The sequence below is a fragment of the Butyricimonas paravirosa genome, assembly GCF_032878955.1.
Taxonomy (GTDB): domain Bacteria; phylum Bacteroidota; class Bacteroidia; order Bacteroidales; family Marinifilaceae; genus Butyricimonas; species Butyricimonas paravirosa.
This window is the reverse complement of record NZ_CP043839.1, coordinates 2444610-2462496: the sequence shown is the minus strand read 5'-3', so window position 1 is coordinate 2462496 and position 17887 is coordinate 2444610. Positions and strand designations below refer to the sequence as shown.

At 44.1% G+C, this 17887-nt stretch carries 11 protein-coding genes; 5 read left to right on the top strand and 6 right to left on the bottom strand.

Annotated elements, in window-relative coordinates; translation table 11 throughout:
• Window positions 1-14 precede the first annotated feature (14 nt).
• Together F1644_RS10245 and F1644_RS10240 are read left to right on the top strand one after the other, a co-directional pair.
• Window positions 15-1106, top strand: a complete 1092-nt coding sequence (locus F1644_RS10245; protein ID WP_118303814.1) for a TlpA disulfide reductase family protein — start codon at window positions 15-17, stop codon at window positions 1104-1106.
• A 322-nt stretch (window positions 1107-1428) separates the two neighbouring features.
• Window positions 1429-3591, top strand: a complete 2163-nt coding sequence (locus F1644_RS10240) for a S46 family peptidase (RefSeq protein WP_118303816.1) — start codon at window positions 1429-1431, stop codon at window positions 3589-3591.
• 245 nt (window positions 3592-3836) lie between these two features.
• On the opposite strand, the gene F1644_RS10235 is transcribed toward F1644_RS10240, so the two are convergent.
• From F1644_RS10235 to F1644_RS10220, 4 genes are all read right to left on the bottom strand, one after another.
• Window positions 3837-6962, bottom strand: coding sequence for an efflux RND transporter permease subunit (locus F1644_RS10235; RefSeq protein ID WP_118303818.1), 3126 nt, complete (start codon window positions 6960-6962; stop codon window positions 3837-3839).
• Window positions 6963-7117: 155 nt separating this feature from the next.
• Window positions 7118-8209 (bottom strand): efflux RND transporter periplasmic adaptor subunit, encoded by a 1092-nt coding sequence (locus F1644_RS10230; protein WP_118303820.1) that lies wholly within the window; start codon window positions 8207-8209, stop codon window positions 7118-7120.
• A 97-nt stretch (window positions 8210-8306) separates the two neighbouring features.
• Entirely contained in the window at window positions 8307-9734 is a 1428-nt protein-coding gene (locus tag F1644_RS10225) for an efflux transporter outer membrane subunit (RefSeq protein WP_087421432.1), read from the bottom strand.
• A gap of 98 nt (window positions 9735-9832) precedes the next feature.
• Window positions 9833-11026, bottom strand: coding sequence for a DUF4252 domain-containing protein (locus tag F1644_RS10220; RefSeq protein ID WP_118303822.1), 1194 nt, complete (start codon window positions 11024-11026; stop codon window positions 9833-9835).
• A gap of 245 nt (window positions 11027-11271) precedes the next feature.
• Between F1644_RS10220 and F1644_RS10215 the strand changes: the two genes are divergently transcribed.
• Entirely contained in the window at window positions 11272-12492 is a 1221-nt protein-coding gene (locus tag F1644_RS10215; protein ID WP_118303824.1) for a 3-deoxy-D-manno-octulosonic acid transferase, read from the top strand.
• On the opposite strand, the gene F1644_RS10210 is transcribed toward F1644_RS10215, so the two are convergent.
• Complete coding sequence (locus tag F1644_RS10210) at window positions 12481-13848, bottom strand: S28 family serine protease (RefSeq protein ID WP_118303826.1); 1368 nt, start codon at window positions 13846-13848, stop codon at window positions 12481-12483. The genes F1644_RS10215 and F1644_RS10210 overlap by 12 nt on opposite strands.
• Before the next feature lie 117 nt (window positions 13849-13965).
• Here F1644_RS10210 and F1644_RS10205 point away from each other — a divergent pair, with 117 nt between their 5' ends.
• Window positions 13966-14430 (top strand): DUF2059 domain-containing protein, encoded by a 465-nt coding sequence (locus F1644_RS10205; protein ID WP_087421436.1) that lies wholly within the window; start codon window positions 13966-13968, stop codon window positions 14428-14430.
• A 7-nt stretch (window positions 14431-14437) separates the two neighbouring features.
• A complete protein-coding gene (locus F1644_RS10200) occupies window positions 14438-14977 on the top strand; it encodes an RNA polymerase sigma factor (RefSeq protein WP_118304018.1) in 540 nt (179 codons plus the stop codon).
• Window positions 14978-15113: 136 nt separating this feature from the next.
• On the opposite strand, the gene F1644_RS10195 is transcribed toward F1644_RS10200, so the two are convergent.
• Window positions 15114-17804, bottom strand: a complete 2691-nt coding sequence (locus tag F1644_RS10195) for a zinc-dependent metalloprotease (protein ID WP_118303828.1) — start codon at window positions 17802-17804, stop codon at window positions 15114-15116.
• Window positions 17805-17887: the final 83 nt, after the last annotated feature.

Below are 17887 nucleotides of genomic sequence, written 5' to 3'. Positions count from 1 at the left end.
TAAAACAAGTGGACATGAGAAAGGTTTTATTTGCTGTTTGCGTGTTATTTTGTGGTATCGTTACAAGCGTCGCACAAGATGGCAGTTACAGGCTTGAAGGTCGGTTGGATCCCACGGTCAACGGACAGATGGTGTTGATTGCCGACACGGAGAACGGGTTGATCGAGTTGGGGGATATTACGGTCACGGATGGTCGGTTTGAGTTTTCGGGAAGAATGTCGGAAATGACCGTGGTATACTTGATGACAGGAAAGAAAGATGCGGTATTGGCAACAATTATGTTGGAAAACGCTCCCTACCTGATTACTTCTGTTTCCGGAACTTTGGTAGTGGAAGGAGGCGGAGAGGCCCAGAAGATATGGACAGAGTTCAATGATTTGAATCGTTATCTGTTGGAGAGTCAAGAGTGGTTAGATGCACAAGCGATTGCAAATCCTGCTCGGTTACAAGAGTTCCAGCGAGAATTCCAGACGATTCTGTTGAACGTGGAGGCCGGGGAATTGGCGTTATTGAAAAAGTATAATCATTCGATTGTTGCGGCTTGGATGGTAGCATCCAAAATGGAAGGTGTTGACGAGGCAAAATTGACTGAGCGTTACGAGGTGCTGGGAGAGGAGGCGCAGGCCACGTTTTATGGGAAACGGATTGTTGACGAGTTGAATAAGATGCAAAAGATTGCTGTGGGGGCTGTTGCTCCCGATTTCAGTGCGCCATTGGCCGATGGAGGTGTTCTTGCCTTGCATGAGACACGGGCTAAAGTGAAAATAGTCAATTTTTGGGCATCTTGGAGTAAGCCTTGCCGGGATGAGAACGTGAACTTGTTGAGATTATACAAGCGTTACCGTCCTAAGGGATTGGAGATTATCAGTGTTTCGCTGGATGATAACAAGAGTGTCTGGCTGACGGCTATCGGAGAAGATGGCAGCGATTGGAAGAACGTGTCTGATATGCGGGGGCCGAATTCCGTGATCGTTGTAAACTACCAGGTTAAGACACTCCCTTGTACATTTATTCTGGATGATGAAAATCGTATCGTGGCTAAAAACCTTCGGGGCAAAGAGTTGGAAAAGAAAATCGATGAAATGTTGAAAAAGAAAAATAAGTAAAGTAATAGTAGAGCGTGTTGTTTAGATCAGAGTCCCCTCACTTCTCGTTTTGAGGGGACTCGCTTTTTGTGTGGGTGTTAAAATGGTATGTATGACACCGGGAATATAAAAGTAATTGGAGAGATTCAATTGGTTAAAAAGACGAGATTAATTTACTCTGACAGCGTGTTGTAAAATGTTATAATAATATTAAATCACGGTGAGTTACATAAGGTTTCTTTGAATTAAATTGTATATTCGCGATCGTTTGTGGGAGGCGAGGGCATAATTTGACAGGAATTAAATTAGATCAGATTATATATTAAACGTGAAATTTAAACAGATGAAGAGAGTTTTTATTATTGTATTTGCTTTGCTTTCAACGTCAATCGTGCGGGCGGATGAAGGTATGTGGCTTTTGTCATTGCTCGGGAAGAACATCGAGCAGATGCAGGCACAAGGCTGTAAATTGACGGCGGAAGATATTTATTCCGTGAATCAGGCATCGTTGAAAGATGCAATCGTTGGATTAGGAAACGACGGACGTCCTTTCTGGCATTTCTGTTCCGGAGAGATTATTTCGGACAAAGGATTGGTATTGACGAACCACCACTGCGGATTCAGCGTGATTCAAAAGCACTCTACCGTAGAACATGACTACTTGTCAAACGGTTTCTGGGCTTACAAATATAGTGAAGAGTTACCGAATCCCGGTATTACTGCATCTATCCTACAACGTATGGAAGATGTGACCGATCAGGTGAACGCTGTTTTGAATGATAATATGTCAGAAGAAGAACGTGCAGCGGCTATTGATGCTATTTCTAAACAAATTTCTGCTAAGGCAGTACAAGGAACTAACCTTCAAGCTCAGGTACAGGAGATGTTCGAGGGAAATCAATTCTTCTTGTTGGTTTACAAGATTTACCGCGATGTTCGTTTAGTAGGCGCACCGGCTCAAAGTATGGGTAAATTCGGTGGTGACACGGACAACTGGTCTTGGCCCCGTCATACGGCAGACTTCTGTATGATGCGTATCTACACGGGTCCTGATGGCGAACCGGCTCCTTATAACACGAGTAATGTTCCGTTGAAACCGAAACATCATTTGCCTGTTTCTGCCAAAGGAGTACAGGATGGTGATTTCGCCATGATCATGGGATTCCCCGGAACAACCGATCGTTTCTTGACTAGCTTCGGTTTGAAAGAGACGATGGATGTAACCAATGATATTCGTTACAAAGTACGTACCGAGAAGTTGCGTATCATGAAAGAAGGAATGGACGCTGCGGCTGCCACTCGTATTCAATATGCATCTAAATATGCACAATGTGCTAACTATTGGAAATATTCTCACGAGCAGAATATCGCTTTGGAGAATTTGAACACGATGGGTGAAAAAGAGAGAATCGAGCGTGAATTTACCGCTTGGGTGAATGCTGATCCGGCTCGCAAGGCTAAATATGGTAACGCTTTGACTTTGATCAAAGAGGGTTACGAGGCTATGCACCCGTATAACGTGGCCATGTCTTATATGCAGGAGGCTGCATTGCAAGGTCCTGAAGTTCCATTGTTTGCGTTCCAAGTGGCTAACACCTTGGAAAGAGCTTTGGATGCAAATACCCCGGCTGAAATGAAGGATATGTACATCGAGGCAATCAAGAAAAATGCAGCAGGTTTCTTTAAGGATTTCAACAAAGATGTTGATAAAAACTTGATGGCTGTTTTGTTCAAAATTTATAGTGATAACGTGGCAGCCGAATGGCATCCTGAAGTGATTAATTTGATCAACAAGAAATACAAAGGTAACTACGAGAAATTCGCTAAAGAACTGTCCGACAAATCTATTTTCACGGATGAGGCTCGTTTGAACGCATTCCTTGAAAAACCGGATATGAAAAAATTGAATAAAGATTTGGGTTATATCACGGGAAAGAGCTTGTTCGAGGTTTACCAGAAATTAAGCGGGGAAATGAGTTCTATGCGTAGCAATATTGCTAAAGGAGATCGTTTGTTCGTGAATGGATTGATGGCAATGGAACCGAACAAAGTATGGGCTCCGAACGCTAATTCTACTATCCGTTTGACTTATGGAAACGTGAAGAGCTACAAACCGAGAGATGCCGTGTTCTATGATTATTACACCACGTTAACCGGTGTTATGGAAAAAGAAGGCCCGAAAGGTGGCGAGTTCGAGGTTCCGCAAAATTTGAAAGATTTGTATTACGCGAAGAATTTCGGACGTTACGGTGCTGACAACATTTCCGTGAACTTTATCACGAACAATGATATTACAGGTGGTAACTCCGGTTCTCCGGTTATCAATGGTAACGGCGAGTTGATCGGAACCGCATTTGATGGAAACTCAGAGGCTATGTCCGGTGATATTGATTTCGAGGAAAACTTGCAAAGATGTATCAACTTGGATGCTCGTTACATGCTGTTCATCGTGGACAAAATCGCGAATGCTCAGAACTTGATTAACGAGATGACGATTGTATTCTAATTGTTTGGAAGCCTCATTAAGAGGGTGAATTTAAGTTTTTAAAAGAGTGTACTTTACACATATAACTGTGGAGTACACTCTTTTTTGTATTTCTACCCGAAACTAACTCAAATAAAGAAGTAATCTAACCCAAATAATCTCACTCCTTCAGAGATCATTCAGAGTTTATTCGTGGCTTAAATATCACGGTATGGAGAAGCTCCGAATAATCTCTGAATAAAGTCCGAATAATAGGTATTATTTCCTTAGGATTTCTGTTTCTTTCGGGTTAGTCGTTCTTGTAAAGACTGCATGACGTAGTAGAAATTGGGCATGAAAAGTGTACCCACCAACGAGGTCATCAGCATCCCGGCGAAGACGGCTATTCCTAACGAGATTCGACTTGCTGCTCCGGCTCCGGTGGAGATGACCAGAGGGAAAACACCGAGGATGAAAGCGAATGAGGTCATCAGGATCGGGCGTAACCGAACCTTTCCGGCCTCAATGGCTGCCTCGGAGATCGGTTTCCCGGCGGCTCGATAATCCCGGGCGAATTCCACGATCAAGATGGCATTCTTGGCGGTTAGAGCGATTAACAGGATGATACCGATTTGGGTGTAGACGCTGATCGGAAGATTCATCACGAGACACCCGATGACAACTCCCAACAGGGCAATGGGTAGTCCCATGATCACGGCAAATGGTGAAGTCCAGCTTTCATATTGAGCAGCGAGAATGAGGAAAGCCACAAGAATGGCGAGTATGAAAATCATTGTTGTGGTCGATCCCGCACTCTCTTCCTGGTAGGCCAGTCCGGTCCATTCGTAACCGAACGTGTTGCCTAGTTCTTGCTCGAATACCTGTTGCATGATAGTTAAGGCTTGACCGGAGCTATAACCTGAGGCAGCACTTCCGGATAGGGAGGCTGCCGAATAGGTGTTGTACTTGGGAAGAAGTTCTGTCCCTAGGCGTTGTTCCACGGTCGTGAAAGCAGAGAAGGGAACCATTTCGTTCCGCGTGTTCTTGACATTCAGAAACAAAACGTCATCAATCACTCTCCGGCTGTCGGGAATGCCTTGAAGTTTAACTTGGAAGGTCCTGCCGTATTTCACGAAGTTATTCACGTAAATAGAGCCGATGTATGCCGAGAGAGCGTTAAACACGTCTCCTATCGGTATTTGCATTAATTCAACCTTGTCTCGGTCGATGTTCAGGTAATATTGCGGAACGCTGGCGCTGAACGTGGACCGGAGCATGGATAAACCGGGAGTTCCGTTTCCTGCATCAACCAGATGATCGACGGCTTGTTGCAGGGATGTGGAACCGTAGTTATTGATGTCTTCCACCATGAGCTCGAACCCGCTACTTTCTCCCAGGCCAGGGATCGGGGGAGGGGAAACGGCGTAACTTTGAGCCTCCGGGATTTCGAGATAAGCCAGTTCATTGAATCGGGTCGTGATGGCATCTACTCCCAAGGCTTTGCTTTTTCGCTTGTCCCAGTTTTCGAGCATGACGAAGATGGAAGCTGCGTTAGAGTTCTGGGCGTTGTCCATCATGGAGAATCCATTGATCGCAATATAAGTTTTTACCCCGTCGATTTGCTTTAATATCTCACCTGCTTTGGCTGATGCGGATTCTGTCCGGGAGAGGGACGAACCGTCCGGTAGTTGCATGGAGACCACGAAATACCCCTGATCCTCGTTCGGGACGAAAGTTGTCGGTAGTCGTAAGAAACCGATGAATGCCAGTATGGCAAGAACCAAGAATGCCAGAATTGCCAATGCCGATTTCCGAATAAAACCTTGTACCACCCACGTGTACCCGTTCGTAGTTTTCTCGAAAAACTTGTTGAATCCCTTGAACAGGAAGAATTTGGATGGTTTGGCGGGTTTTAGGAAAAGGGCGCATAATGCGGGACTTAGAGTCAGGGCATTGAACCCGCTGATAACGGTTGCAGCTGCGATGGTTAAAGCAAATTGTTTGTAAAGCATTCCCGTGATCCCGCCAATAAATGCGGTCGGGATGAACACGGCCAGGAGGACAAGGATAATTCCCACGATAGCCCCCGACACCTCTTTCATGGCTTGGGTGACGGCAGATTTCATGTCTGCATATTTTCCGGTCTCGATCAGGCGGTAACTGTTCTCGACAATAATGATCGCATCATCTACTACCAACCCAATGGCCAGCACCAACCCGAAAAGGGTTAGTGTATTGATGGAAAAGTCCATGAGTCCCATGAACGTGAAGGTTCCGACAAGTGATACCGGAATGGCGATCAGGGGAATCAGCATGGCTCTCCAGTTTTGTAAGAAGATCAGAATGACAATCAACACGAGTAAAAAAGCCGTTCCCAGCGTTTTATATATCTCTTTGACAGATGCGTGAATAAATTCGGTCGTGTCGAGCGTGATATTCAGGTGTACACCTTCGGGTAAATACGAGGATAACGTGTTTACCCGGGCTTTGATGCGTTGAGCCACATCCAGGGCGTTTGCTCCCGGAAGTTGATAGATGGCTATGGCGGCCACCGCCTGACCTTTTAACAGGGCGTTTGTCGAGTACGTCTGACTTCCCAGCTCGATTGTGGCCACGTCTTTCAAGCGTAAGTATCTTCCGTCGGAAAGTGTTTTCACAATGATATTTCCGAATTCTTCTTCACTGACCAGCAATCCTTGGGTTTCCAGCGTGTACTGGAAGGCTACCGGGCTGGCAAGCGGGGGAGCCCCGACTGCTCCGGGTGCTACCTGTATGTTTTGGCTTTCGATGGCAGAGATAATCTCTTGCGGGCTGATGCCTCGGATGGTCAGTAAATCGGGATTCAGCCAGAGACGCATACTGTAATTTCCGGCTCCGAATTCCCCTACACTGCCTACTCCTTTTACCCGTGATAATTCGTTCACGAGGTTCAATTCTGCATAATTGGATAGGTAAAGAGCGTCATAACTCGGGTTATCGGAGGTCAACGTGAGAAACATGACCACGTTGGTGGATTCTTTGGTGGTGGTGACTCCTATTTTTGTCACTTCTTGCGGAAGTGAACTTAGGGTCATGTTTACCCGGTTCTGTACGAGAACGGTAGCCATGTCCAGGTCGGTACCGACCTCGAAGGTTACGGTAAGCCGATAGACCCCAGCACTGGAAGAAGTGGATGACATATAAAGCATTCCTTCGACCCCGTTAACTTGTTGCTCGATCGGGGTGGCTACCATCTGTGCGATGGTTGTGGCATTTGCTCCCGGATATTGAGCCTCCACGACTACCGTGGGCGGGGTTATCGTGGGATATTGTTCCACGGGTAATGATCTCAACGTGATCACACCTGCAACTACAATTAATATAGATAGAACGGTGGCAAATATCGGTCGATTGATGAAAAAGCGAGATAACATCTTGTTGATTTTAAATTTTAGATTTCAGATTTTAAATTTCAACAACGCGAGTTGGTTGCTTTTAGATGAATGATTTTTAGTTTTAGATTTTGTAATTCTCAAAGCGTTGTTTTTGTGTGGCTGGAATCTAAAATCTAAAATCGTAAATCATTAAATCATAAAGTTGGTTTGATTTTCATTCCCGGGCGTACGTTGATGAGGGCTTTGGTTACGTAGCGGTCTTCTAGGGTGAGACCGCTGGTGATTTCCCGCATCCCATCGGGAGTGAGTACTCCGACTTCCACTTGACGGAAGACGATCGTGTCATCTGGTCCCACGAGATAAACATAGCGTCCGCCTTGATTGGTACCGAGGGACGCTTCCGGAATGACAATCGCTTTCGGGACACTTTTGTAGGGGACAATGACTTTCACGTACATCCCGCTAAGAAGTTCCCCGTTCGGGTTGCGGGCAATGGCCCGCAGGTTGAGGGTTCCCGTGTTGAGGTCAATATTTGGAGAACTGTAATCCAGAGCGGCGATCCAAGTCTTTTCCGGATTATTCACGTCTTGTATGGTAACCGGAAGGGCAGATGGGGTATTCTTGGGCAACCGGGCAAAGTCCGGGTAAGCCATGTTGAAATAGAGATACATTTGGTTGTCCTTGTATATGGTGGCTAGAGCCGAATTACTGGCATCTGTTCCGACCATATTGCCCGGATCGACCATGTTCCGGGAGATTCGTCCGGTAAAAGGTGCTTTCACGATACAGTATGAAAGGTCTATATTGGCCAGGCTTAACTGGCTCCGGGCCTCTTCATAAGCAGCAAGGGCTTCTCCGTAGTCGGATTGGGCTTGAAGGTAGTCTATCTCACTGATCGCTTTGGTCTTCACGGCCTCCTGCATCCGTTCGTAGGATGCTTTTGTGTAGGCGAGTTTCGATTTACTACTTTCCACGTTTGCCTCGGCTTGTGTCACTTTATCTTTATAAGGTTGCGGCTCAATCACGAAAAGAGTTTGCCCTTCGCGAACCCGTTGTCCGGGAGTAAATTGATAGGATTCCAAGTAGCCCGAAACCCGTGCCACGAGATTTACCGTTTGTTCCGCTTGTAGATACCCCGGGTACTCAAACGTATAGACCACCGTGCGCAACTGCGGATGATCAACGGCAACCGAGGGTGTTGGAGCTGTTTCCTGTTGTTTCTTCGATTTGCCACATCCGGCCAAAAGAAACAGGAAAACGACGAAAATGATGGAAAGTGCTTTCATATGGTTAGTTTATAAAGTTCGTAAGGTTTGTAAGGTTCATAAGGTGCGTGGTAGCTGGTGCGGCTGGAATCTAAAATTTAAAATTTAAAATTTAAAATTAGAAATCTCCGACAGGCCATCCCCCTCCTAGGGCTTGATAAAGTTCTATCAGGTAGCGAAGGGAGGCAGTTCTGGCTTCCACAAGGGAATTCTCGTAGTTCAAAAGACTGATTTGGGAACTTAACACGGTCTGGTAACTGGCCAATCCGTTTTTGTATTGTTCTATTGCGAGATCTAACGTTAATTGTGACTGTTGGAACGCGTCGTTCAAGGCGGATATTTGCAGGAGTGATTTGTTGTAAGTTACCAGAGCATTATCCACCTCTTGCAAGGCGGTCAGTAATGTTTGATTGTACGAGTTGATTTCTTCGTCAAGTTGTAATTGGGCAGATTTCTTGGATTCCACCAAGTTTCTACCGCTGAAGATCGTCCATTTAATAGAGGGTGCGATTTGCCAGATCATGTTTTCTTTATTCGTAAACTGTTCGAAGTTTTCGGACGAGTAGCCGAAGAATCCGGTCACGAGGAACTTGGGCCACCAGTCGGCACGGCTTGCTCCCACGGCCTCGGCCAATCCGTCAATCGTTCTCTCTGCCGAACGTACGTCGGGACGCTGGCGGATCAGGTTGGCAGGAATACCGTTTGCGGCTTGCCGGGGATTGGTCGGGATGGGACGGATTTTCAATAACGAGTCCCGGATGGCAACCGAATGTTCTCCGATAAGAACCCCGATTAGGTTGATTTGCTGGGCAATGGTCGATTCGATTCCCGGTAATGACGCTTTGGTTTGCAGGTAGAGGCTCTTGGCTTGTGCCGCGTCAAGTTGGGAGGCTAATCCGAGTTTAAACCTTGATTCGGTGAGTTCCATAACCTTCTTTTGTGATTCGATGTTTTCACGGGTTACTTCCAGTTGTTTCTGGGCACTCCGCAAGTTGATATATGCCGTGGATAATTGTGCGGCAAGAGATACCATCACTCCCCGGTAATCTTCTTGTGCGGCAAGGTAAAATTCTTTTTGAGAAGAACTCTCTTTCCGGATTCGTCCGAACACGTCGAGTTCCCAGTTTAGGTTGACGGTGGCGGTTCCGTTCCGTTCGATAATATTTTTTTTATCTGCGCTAAGGCTGCTTTTTTCCGGGGCATAGTTGGCAGAAAAATAGATAGTCGGGTAGTAGGGACTGCGATCCACACGTAGTTTTGCTTTTGCCATCTCTATTTTGCGAATAGCATTCCGTACATCGTAGTTTTTGATGACGGCTTTGTTAATAAGCGTGTCGAGAATCGGATCTTTGAACAGTTGCCACCATTCATCGTTAGAGGGTAAGGTTTGTTGCAGGTTCGAATGTTCACTTACCTTTTTATATGGTTTGATCTTTTCCGGTTGGTCGGGTTGGTATTGCCCGGCATTCCCGGCCGAAGGGGTAAGGGTGAATAGAAATAATGTTAGGAAATAACTTCCCGTTCTCGTGATAGCAGCCAATTTCATAACGTATGCGTTGATTGTTAGTTTATAGCGAGAGTGTGTCAAAAGTCGTTTGACACACTCTCGTGTATTGCTGCTATACGTTTTTTATTACAAAAATGTTAGAAGAAGAAACCCATTTTATCGGTTACGATAATGACTTGGGCTGATGGGGCGCCTAATAATTGTCGTTCCAATTCGGATACCGGGCGAATCTGTATAATTTGTACCGGATCAATATTGAAACTTCTTGTCAGACGGTTGTTGATAATCAAGGCCGGTTCTTCCAACTTTTCGGGATTCAACGTGTATTCCTGTTTGTTGTACTTGTATTTCAGCACGCCGTTGGCATAACTGATGAATTGTCCTTTTTTCTGTTTCGTGTTGATTACCACGTATGATTTTTTGGCATTCGTCGGGGAGGTAATCATGTTCACGGTGGCGATTTCGTCGGGGATACCGTTTTTAAGGGAATCGGCCGCGTATTCGATACCGTCGATCACGTAAGATACTTCCGAGTTTTTGGCGTTTACTTTTATACGGGTTTTCCCGTTTTCCTGAATAACTTCCAGGCCGTTGGAAATGGATTCTCCCATCCCTTCCATATCCGATTCTCCGCTAAACATGGGACCCATGTCACGGAACATTTCTTCCGCTTTTTTGAGCATATCGTCCATGCTGCCGAAACTTTCCCGGAATGAACCAAAAGGATCTTTCCCGAAAATGGAATCTCTTTTTATACCAAAGCGTTCTTCCAGTTTTTTGATAAAATCGGAACCGGATGCAACCTGATCTGTCGGCGTGTTGATGTAAGCCAAGCGATCGAGTCCTTTCACTTTTAGTGCATTGGCGATTTCATCCACGTTATCCAGTTGGATGTTACCCTTGAGTTCCACGATAGAAAGTGTTTCTACATCTTCGCTCCATAGAACGAGAGACGTGATACGTTCCTCGTGTTGTGTCACGTAGAGAAATTCTTGGCTGTAAGCTCCCCGGTGGCTGCGCACGAGCGTGTATTTGGCCTCGTTTTCCACGATCGGGGTGATGCGTTGAGAAATTTCTTCCACAACCTTGGGGGTGGCCCGTTTGATGTCAACTTGCATCACGTTGATTTCTTTTATGTCTTTCAAAGCCTCTTCCGCGGGTAGGGACAGGTCACCTTGTTTGTAAAGGCTGTAAAGCGACGGGTTTAACATCGTTACGGTTATACCATCCTTGTTGCGGAATGCTTTCATTTCCTTGCCGACCTGAGCCTGTAATGGCAGGATCGTGACAAGGCTTACCATCATGCATGTTAATAGACTTTTGATCTTCATAACTTGACTATTTTAATGTTTTACTGACACGTACTTCTATTCGGAGAGTAAATGTAATGTAATAACTCGTTCATTCTCCCCTGCTTAACGTTATTTACAAAAGTTATACCATTGGGCGATAAATTTTATACCTTTGAAGCCGAAAAATGATTAGGTGATTAGGTGATTTATGATTATGTGATTTTAGGTGCATGATTATGAATTTCGAATAATCACTGAATCTAAAATCATTAAATCATAGAATTATGCTATATAATTTCGGAATTATTGCATATCGTTGTGCTATCGGCGTGGCCTCTCTTTTTAACGAGAAAGCGGCATTATGGGTAAAAGGGCGAAAAGGAATATGGAAACGTATGGAGGCTGTTGAGCGTGGAAAGGGACGATTGGTGTGGGTTCATGCCGCATCGCTGGGAGAATTCGAGCAAGGACGTCCAGTGATTGAAAAATTGAAAGAGATAGAGCCTCATACGAAAATATTATTGACCTTTTTCTCTCCTTCCGGGTACGAGATTCGCAAGAATTATCAAGGTGCTGATTATATCTATTATTTACCGATTGATACTCCTTCAAATGCCCGTCGTTTTGTGGAAACATGGAAACCGGATGCTGTCGTGTTCGTGAAATACGAGTACTGGTATAATTATCTGAATGAACTGCATAAACAGCAGGTGCCAACGTATTTAATCTCTGCAATTTTCCGTCCGGAGCAACCGTTCTTCAAGAAATGGGGGAATCTGCATCGTCGTATGCTCGGGTTTTTTACGCATCTTTTCGTGCAGGATGAGGAATCCGTAAAGTTGTTGTCGACGATTGGTATTACTCACGTGCAACAGACGGGGGATACTCGTTTTGACCGGGTAAAACAGATTGCGGATGCGGCAAAAAGAATCGAAAAGGTGGAGGCTTTCTGTAATGATAGGAGGGCCGTGGTTTGTGGAAGTACCTGGCCCGGAGACGAAGATATTATTCTGGATTATATCAACGCGCAGGAAGGAAATTACAAGTGGATTATCGTGCCTCACGAGATCGGGGAGGGGCATATCAAAGATATTTTGGGTAAGTGTCGCAAGTCGGTAGCTCGCTATACAGATGAGACGGCCGACGTGACGAAATGTCAGGTCCTCGTGGTTGATACGATCGGGGTGCTGTCTTCAATCTATCGTTACGGTTCTATCTCCTATGTTGGGGGTGGTTTCGGGAAAGGGATTCACAACACGCTTGAGGCTGCAATCTATGGTATTCCTGTTCTGTTCGGGCCGAAATATCACAAGTTTAAAGAGGCGGTTGATTTGATCGCTTGCGGCGGGGCGTTTTCAATCTCGGATAAGGAGCAATTTACTTCCTTGATGGATTCATTAATAAATAGCCCGGCAATCGCTGAGGCGGCCGGGCAAAGTGCTTTAAAGTTCGTCAATCAACAACTTGGTGCGACAGACGCAATTATTCGTCAGTTAGTAGATTAAAACTTCTTCAATTTCTTCTTCGACTTCCGTGCCCGTGAGCCATGATTTCAATACTTTGACAATGGCAGAACGGGTAAGGTTTTCGAAACTTGCAATGCGACATTTGTGGTCCATGTTGGCTTTGATGTACTTGCGGCATTTGTCGTTTTTCTTCAAATCGACAGCCGTGGCGCTCCAAGGATCACTTCCCCCGTAAATGAAAAGAATGTTTTCTGCATTGGTCTGTAACCAATGATTAATATCCTGCAATTGTTGTGTGTTGAACGGGGCATTTTCATATCCTTTAGGCATGGCGAAGTCGAACGTGATGATCGGTTCCGGTTCATCCTTGAAGAATTTCTTGAACGGCTTGGTATTATAAGCGTACATGCCTGTTTCTGTTAGAGCGGCGTAATAGAACGCTTGTAAATTTTCAATGGCTTTGTCGTCAAAGAAATCCGGGGAAGACACTTTCACCAAGTAGTTGAATATCTCGTTATAATCGTCTTCTTCCAGTTGGGGCATATCATTGATGTTGTTTCCCCATTGCCAGAATGCAAATGGGAATTCAAGGATCGTGAGTTTGAAAGCCCGTTCTATCCCGCCAACCTTGTTGAATGAATAGCCTTTTGCTTGCGTTAATTCCTGCATGAGCGGCATGAGCTTATCCATATTTTCAAGACATCTCTTTTGAAAATCGAAGATTTGCCATTTAATATCTTTTCCACCACCTTCGAGTAATTTTCTGTTTTCCGGGGTTCCGCCTAGTTTGGAAAGGAATTTTTCTAACCGGGGATCAATTTTTTCCAGGTTAATGGGAGCCACGTAAGGCACGCTTATCTCCACGTCTTCCGGGTAGAAATAACGGTGATAGACGGTTGTCTGTCCCCCTTTGCTGATTCCCGTGGAGATCCATTTCGTGTTCGGATATATTTTTTGTCGTAAGGCTTGAATAATCTCGTGCTGGTCAGTGGCAGCCTGTTTCAAGGTTAAGTCTGTCCATGGTGTTTCTCCTTCGGGTTTGCTGTTGTTGAAAAAGCGGTGTTCGATGGTAAGCTGGTTTGTCTTGAATAGTTTTGACAACTCGCTTTCTGCCGGGGAGTAAATCCCGTACCCTTCGAGGATGGCTACCATGGGAGTGTTGAAATCCCGATGTCCCAGTAATACCCTTTGTTTGAAAGTTCCTTTCGAGGGATTATTGTGGTCTATCGGTTGTTCGTACCAGAATTCGTAGTATTCCGTGTAAGGTTGAACTTTTAGTTCCCGAATACCGGATATTTCTTTGATTTGTTGTAATTTCTGTAATAACGGGCCGTTTGCAAGTACGGATCCGCAAGCTAATAATAGAGTTACAAAAAGTGAAAATACATATCTCATAGTTCAGTTCTTTGCGTTATTGTGCTGCAAGGTATAAATTATTTCTGTTTTTTCTTGTCTCGTCCGCACTTTTGTGTAAAAAAGGTATCTTTGTAACACAAATTAAAATATGATGTTATGAGAAAAATTTTATTTATCCTTGTCCTTGTTTTGGGTATAGGAGGTGTAAGTGTCGCTCAGACAGCACAAACTCAACCTTCTAAAGAATACGTTGCCGCATTGAAAAAAATGATCGTGGTTTCCGGAAGCGATGCGACATTCAAGCTTGTTATCCCGCAAATGTTTGCCATGATGAAACAACAACTCCCGAATGTTCCTGCTGAATTTTGGAGTGAGGCAGAAAAAGAGATGATGAAGACATTGGTGGATGACTTGGTTGAAATGTTAGCCCCGATTTATCATAAGCGTCTAACTTTGTCCGATTTACAGGAAATTACGAAATTTTACGAATCTCCTGTCGGTAAAAAAATGGCTGCCGCACAACCGGCAATCGCTACTGAAAGTATGGCTGTCGGACAGCAATGGGGTATGAAGATTGCGACGAAAGTACAGGAGTCGTTGAAGGCGAAAGGGTATTTATAAGATGACTATGAATCCTAACAAAGTGGTATTGTCAGAGAAAGATTTTGAAGAACTCTTTGATCTTCATTTTGAGAACTTGATGGGATTCGTGTGTAGTTATGTACGGGACGAAGAAGTGGCAAAAGATATTGTCCATGATGTTTTTCTGATGCTTTGGAAGAATAGGAATAAACTGTATTCTTTGTATTCTTTAAAAACGTATCTATTTAATTTTGCTAAAAATTGTGCGCTGAATTATATAAAACATCAGAAAGTCATTGAAAATAATGAGCGTAGTATTATTGAATTGAATGAGAGCGTAACGGAGGAATTGGAGTATTACGAACAATGCTTGTCTCGATTGGAGAATAAATTGTTGGAGTTGTCAGAGAAACAACGTCTTGTGTTGATCGCTCATTTCGTGGACGGAAAGACCTATAAACAAATTGCAGAGGGATTGGGTATAAGTGTGAATACAGCGAAGACTCATGTTGTTAGAGCGATTAACTATTTGAGGGCAGAATTGCGGGATGAGATGCTATTCCTATTCTGGTTGCTAACAAAATAAACCGGGAACTTTCGATCTGCGTTTTTATGGTTAAATACTGATCTGTATTTGGTCCATTTTCTAAATAAAGCCTGATCTAGAGTTTTTCGAGATCAGGCTTGAATGCCACGAGAGCGAGTTCGTGGGTTAATAAGGATTAATTGACATCTAGTGCATTACGGGTCTGTCTCCATAAATACTCGTAATGTGCTTTGTCGTCAGCGTGGGCATTCGTTCGTTTATTTTTTAATAGTTTATTAATTTTATCTACCATGTTTTGCTTGTAGATGTCTATTTCGCTAATATCATTTACTTTCACTGCCTTTTGGAAAGGAAACCTTGATTCCCCGAATTGCTCTGTCAATAGGGCAGAAGCAACGGCTCCTTTGCCGAATTTCTCTTCGAGATACTCTAGCTGCGTCTCGAAACGATCCAGTAAAACAGGGTGAATCAGGCCTAGGAATCGTAATTCTTCTAGCGAAGGCAAGGATGGTTCTATTGTAACAATTGGGTCTGCTGTGATTTTTTGTGCATTCTTTTCTGCAATCATGGGTTTAGCCATGGCTGTTACTATCGAGCGTTGAAGAATCTTTTCTTCATTTGTTAATTTGCGGTCTCTAAGAGTAGAGGAGAAAACTTCATTATAGAGATCATTGAAATATTCCTGAATCGTGTAAGCGTTTTTTTCTTGGGCTACGTGTGCTGATAATGTTACGTTTGTCGGGATGGTCGTTAACAGATTACTTGCAACAAGGGCGCAAATTTTTGAGGACATTTTTGTGTGTAGAGGGAATTTATTTGTTAATTCCGGATTGTTAATCCAATCGCATGAACGTAATTCCTTCAATACCCAGAATAATGATGATTTTTGACGTTCCCGATCTACTGGAATTACTGGATTTCCTGAAGTCCCGTCTTTTACTTCTGTCAAATAAATCCCGCCGATCTGGTAAAGAGCATTCGTGAGGTATCGGTAATATTGGTTTACGATTTGAGTGTATAAACTTTGACGGTGACGGGTATCTTCATCGCTCTCAATCCACTCGTTCATTCGGGGAAGAATATATTTGAGGTTCTTTATACCATAATTACCGGCTTTTATGGGGTCATCTCCAAGGTCTTCCATGAGGGCGCTTGGGTCGTATTGACCAAATCCTTGCGACTGGATTTGTTGGCGACCGTATCGATAGAAAGGATCACCTGCTTTTTCATCAATCAGACGACTGGCAATTTCAGCCTCTTCCCACATATCTTTTGCTTCGGGAACCGGTGTGTACAACCATTGAATGACATATTCGTCATAAACGCCAAGGTCAGGAGGTGTTAATTTTACCCCTTTGTCTTCCGGTTGTGCCACGTAATTATGACGGGCGTAGTCCATGATGGAAGGGGTAGTTCCGTATTTCTGTGTAAAACTGACGGAACGTAATGAATCTACCGGGAAAGCTGAAGAGGCTCCCATGTTGTGCATCAAACCTAACGTGTGCCCGATTTCGTGTGCGATTACATATACCATCGATTCATCCACCACGTCTTTAGGCATTTTTTTTGAGCGTACTCGTTCGTCGACTTGGGCTGTTTGTACAAAACGCCAGTTATTGATTAATTTGATGATGTCGTTATAGACAATCACACTTGCATTTAGAATTTCTCCTGTTACAGGATCTACCCATGACGGACCCATTGCATTCATTGTGGCACTTGGGGAGTAACGAATACACGAGTACTTCAGGTTATCCGGATCAAAAGCAGGATCTTCTTCTTCTGTTGGAAAATCTTGAACCTGCATCACGTTCTTCAAGCCTATTTTTTCAAATGCTTTATTCCATACAAGAACGCCTTGACGGATTGAGGATTTCCATTCTGCCGGGAAGGTATTGTCCACGTACCAAACAATGGGTTTCTTTACTTCAACGGTTTGACCTTTTTTCCAAGCTGCCATGTCTGTTGGTTCCAGACGCCAGCGATTGGCAAGGATATAGGGACGCATACCGTCTTCGATCGTGGATATTTCGTGTTTTGAGGTTGAGGTTTTCGAGTTCGCATCCATACTCCAGAATACTCCTACGCGGGAGTCTTGTATCCGGGGAGACATTTGTTTTTCTGGTAATAACAAGATAGAAACATTCGAGGTCGTGGATACTTCTCCCAGCTTGAAGCGGAATATGAGGACTTGTTGCATGACTTCAATCTCCTGGCTGATTTCTACGGAGGCATTGTCAGTAAAGGATTTAATTTTACCAAGGGATGTCTTTTCCTTTTCTTCTTTACTACCTTCTTTCGGGGGAACTAGATTATTATTGTGAGGCCCCATTTCGAATACCATGGCCGTAATATCGAATACAACGGCTGTACTGTCGGGAGTGTAGGCTGCAATCGGAAATCTTTTGTAGAGTTTTGGTGTGTAATTTTTCTCAAATGCGGCTCGTAGGCCGGGATCGTTACTATTCAATGTTGCAGAGGTATTAGGTCTGTTAAAGATAACTGAACTGTCCTGCAATTCAACTTGAAGATGTAATGGGTCTGCGTATTTATATCCCACGTTCACGAAAGTTGGGTTGCTGACCGAGGAAACGGTTCCCCCGATTAATATTCGACGTCCTAAGTGTTTCAGAGGATATTCGAGATAGACTTTTTTGTCTATTTTGTGTATTGTCACGAACTCGCCTTTTGCGGTGACAACACCCGGTTTTTTAAGTAATTTGTCGTACGTGTTAACTTTTTTCTTTGTCGTGTCCGTTTTTTCGTTTTTTTTCGTGTCCTTTTTACGTTCGGTTCCTGAAATTCCGATACAAGGAACCAACATGGCTACTAAAAGTAGCCCTACATACAGTTTTTTCGTTTTCATGAAATTAAAAATTGATAATAGTTATTAATGCCGGTAATTATTCCGGCTTAGATATTTTATTTTTCAGTCTATAGTCTCTCTAT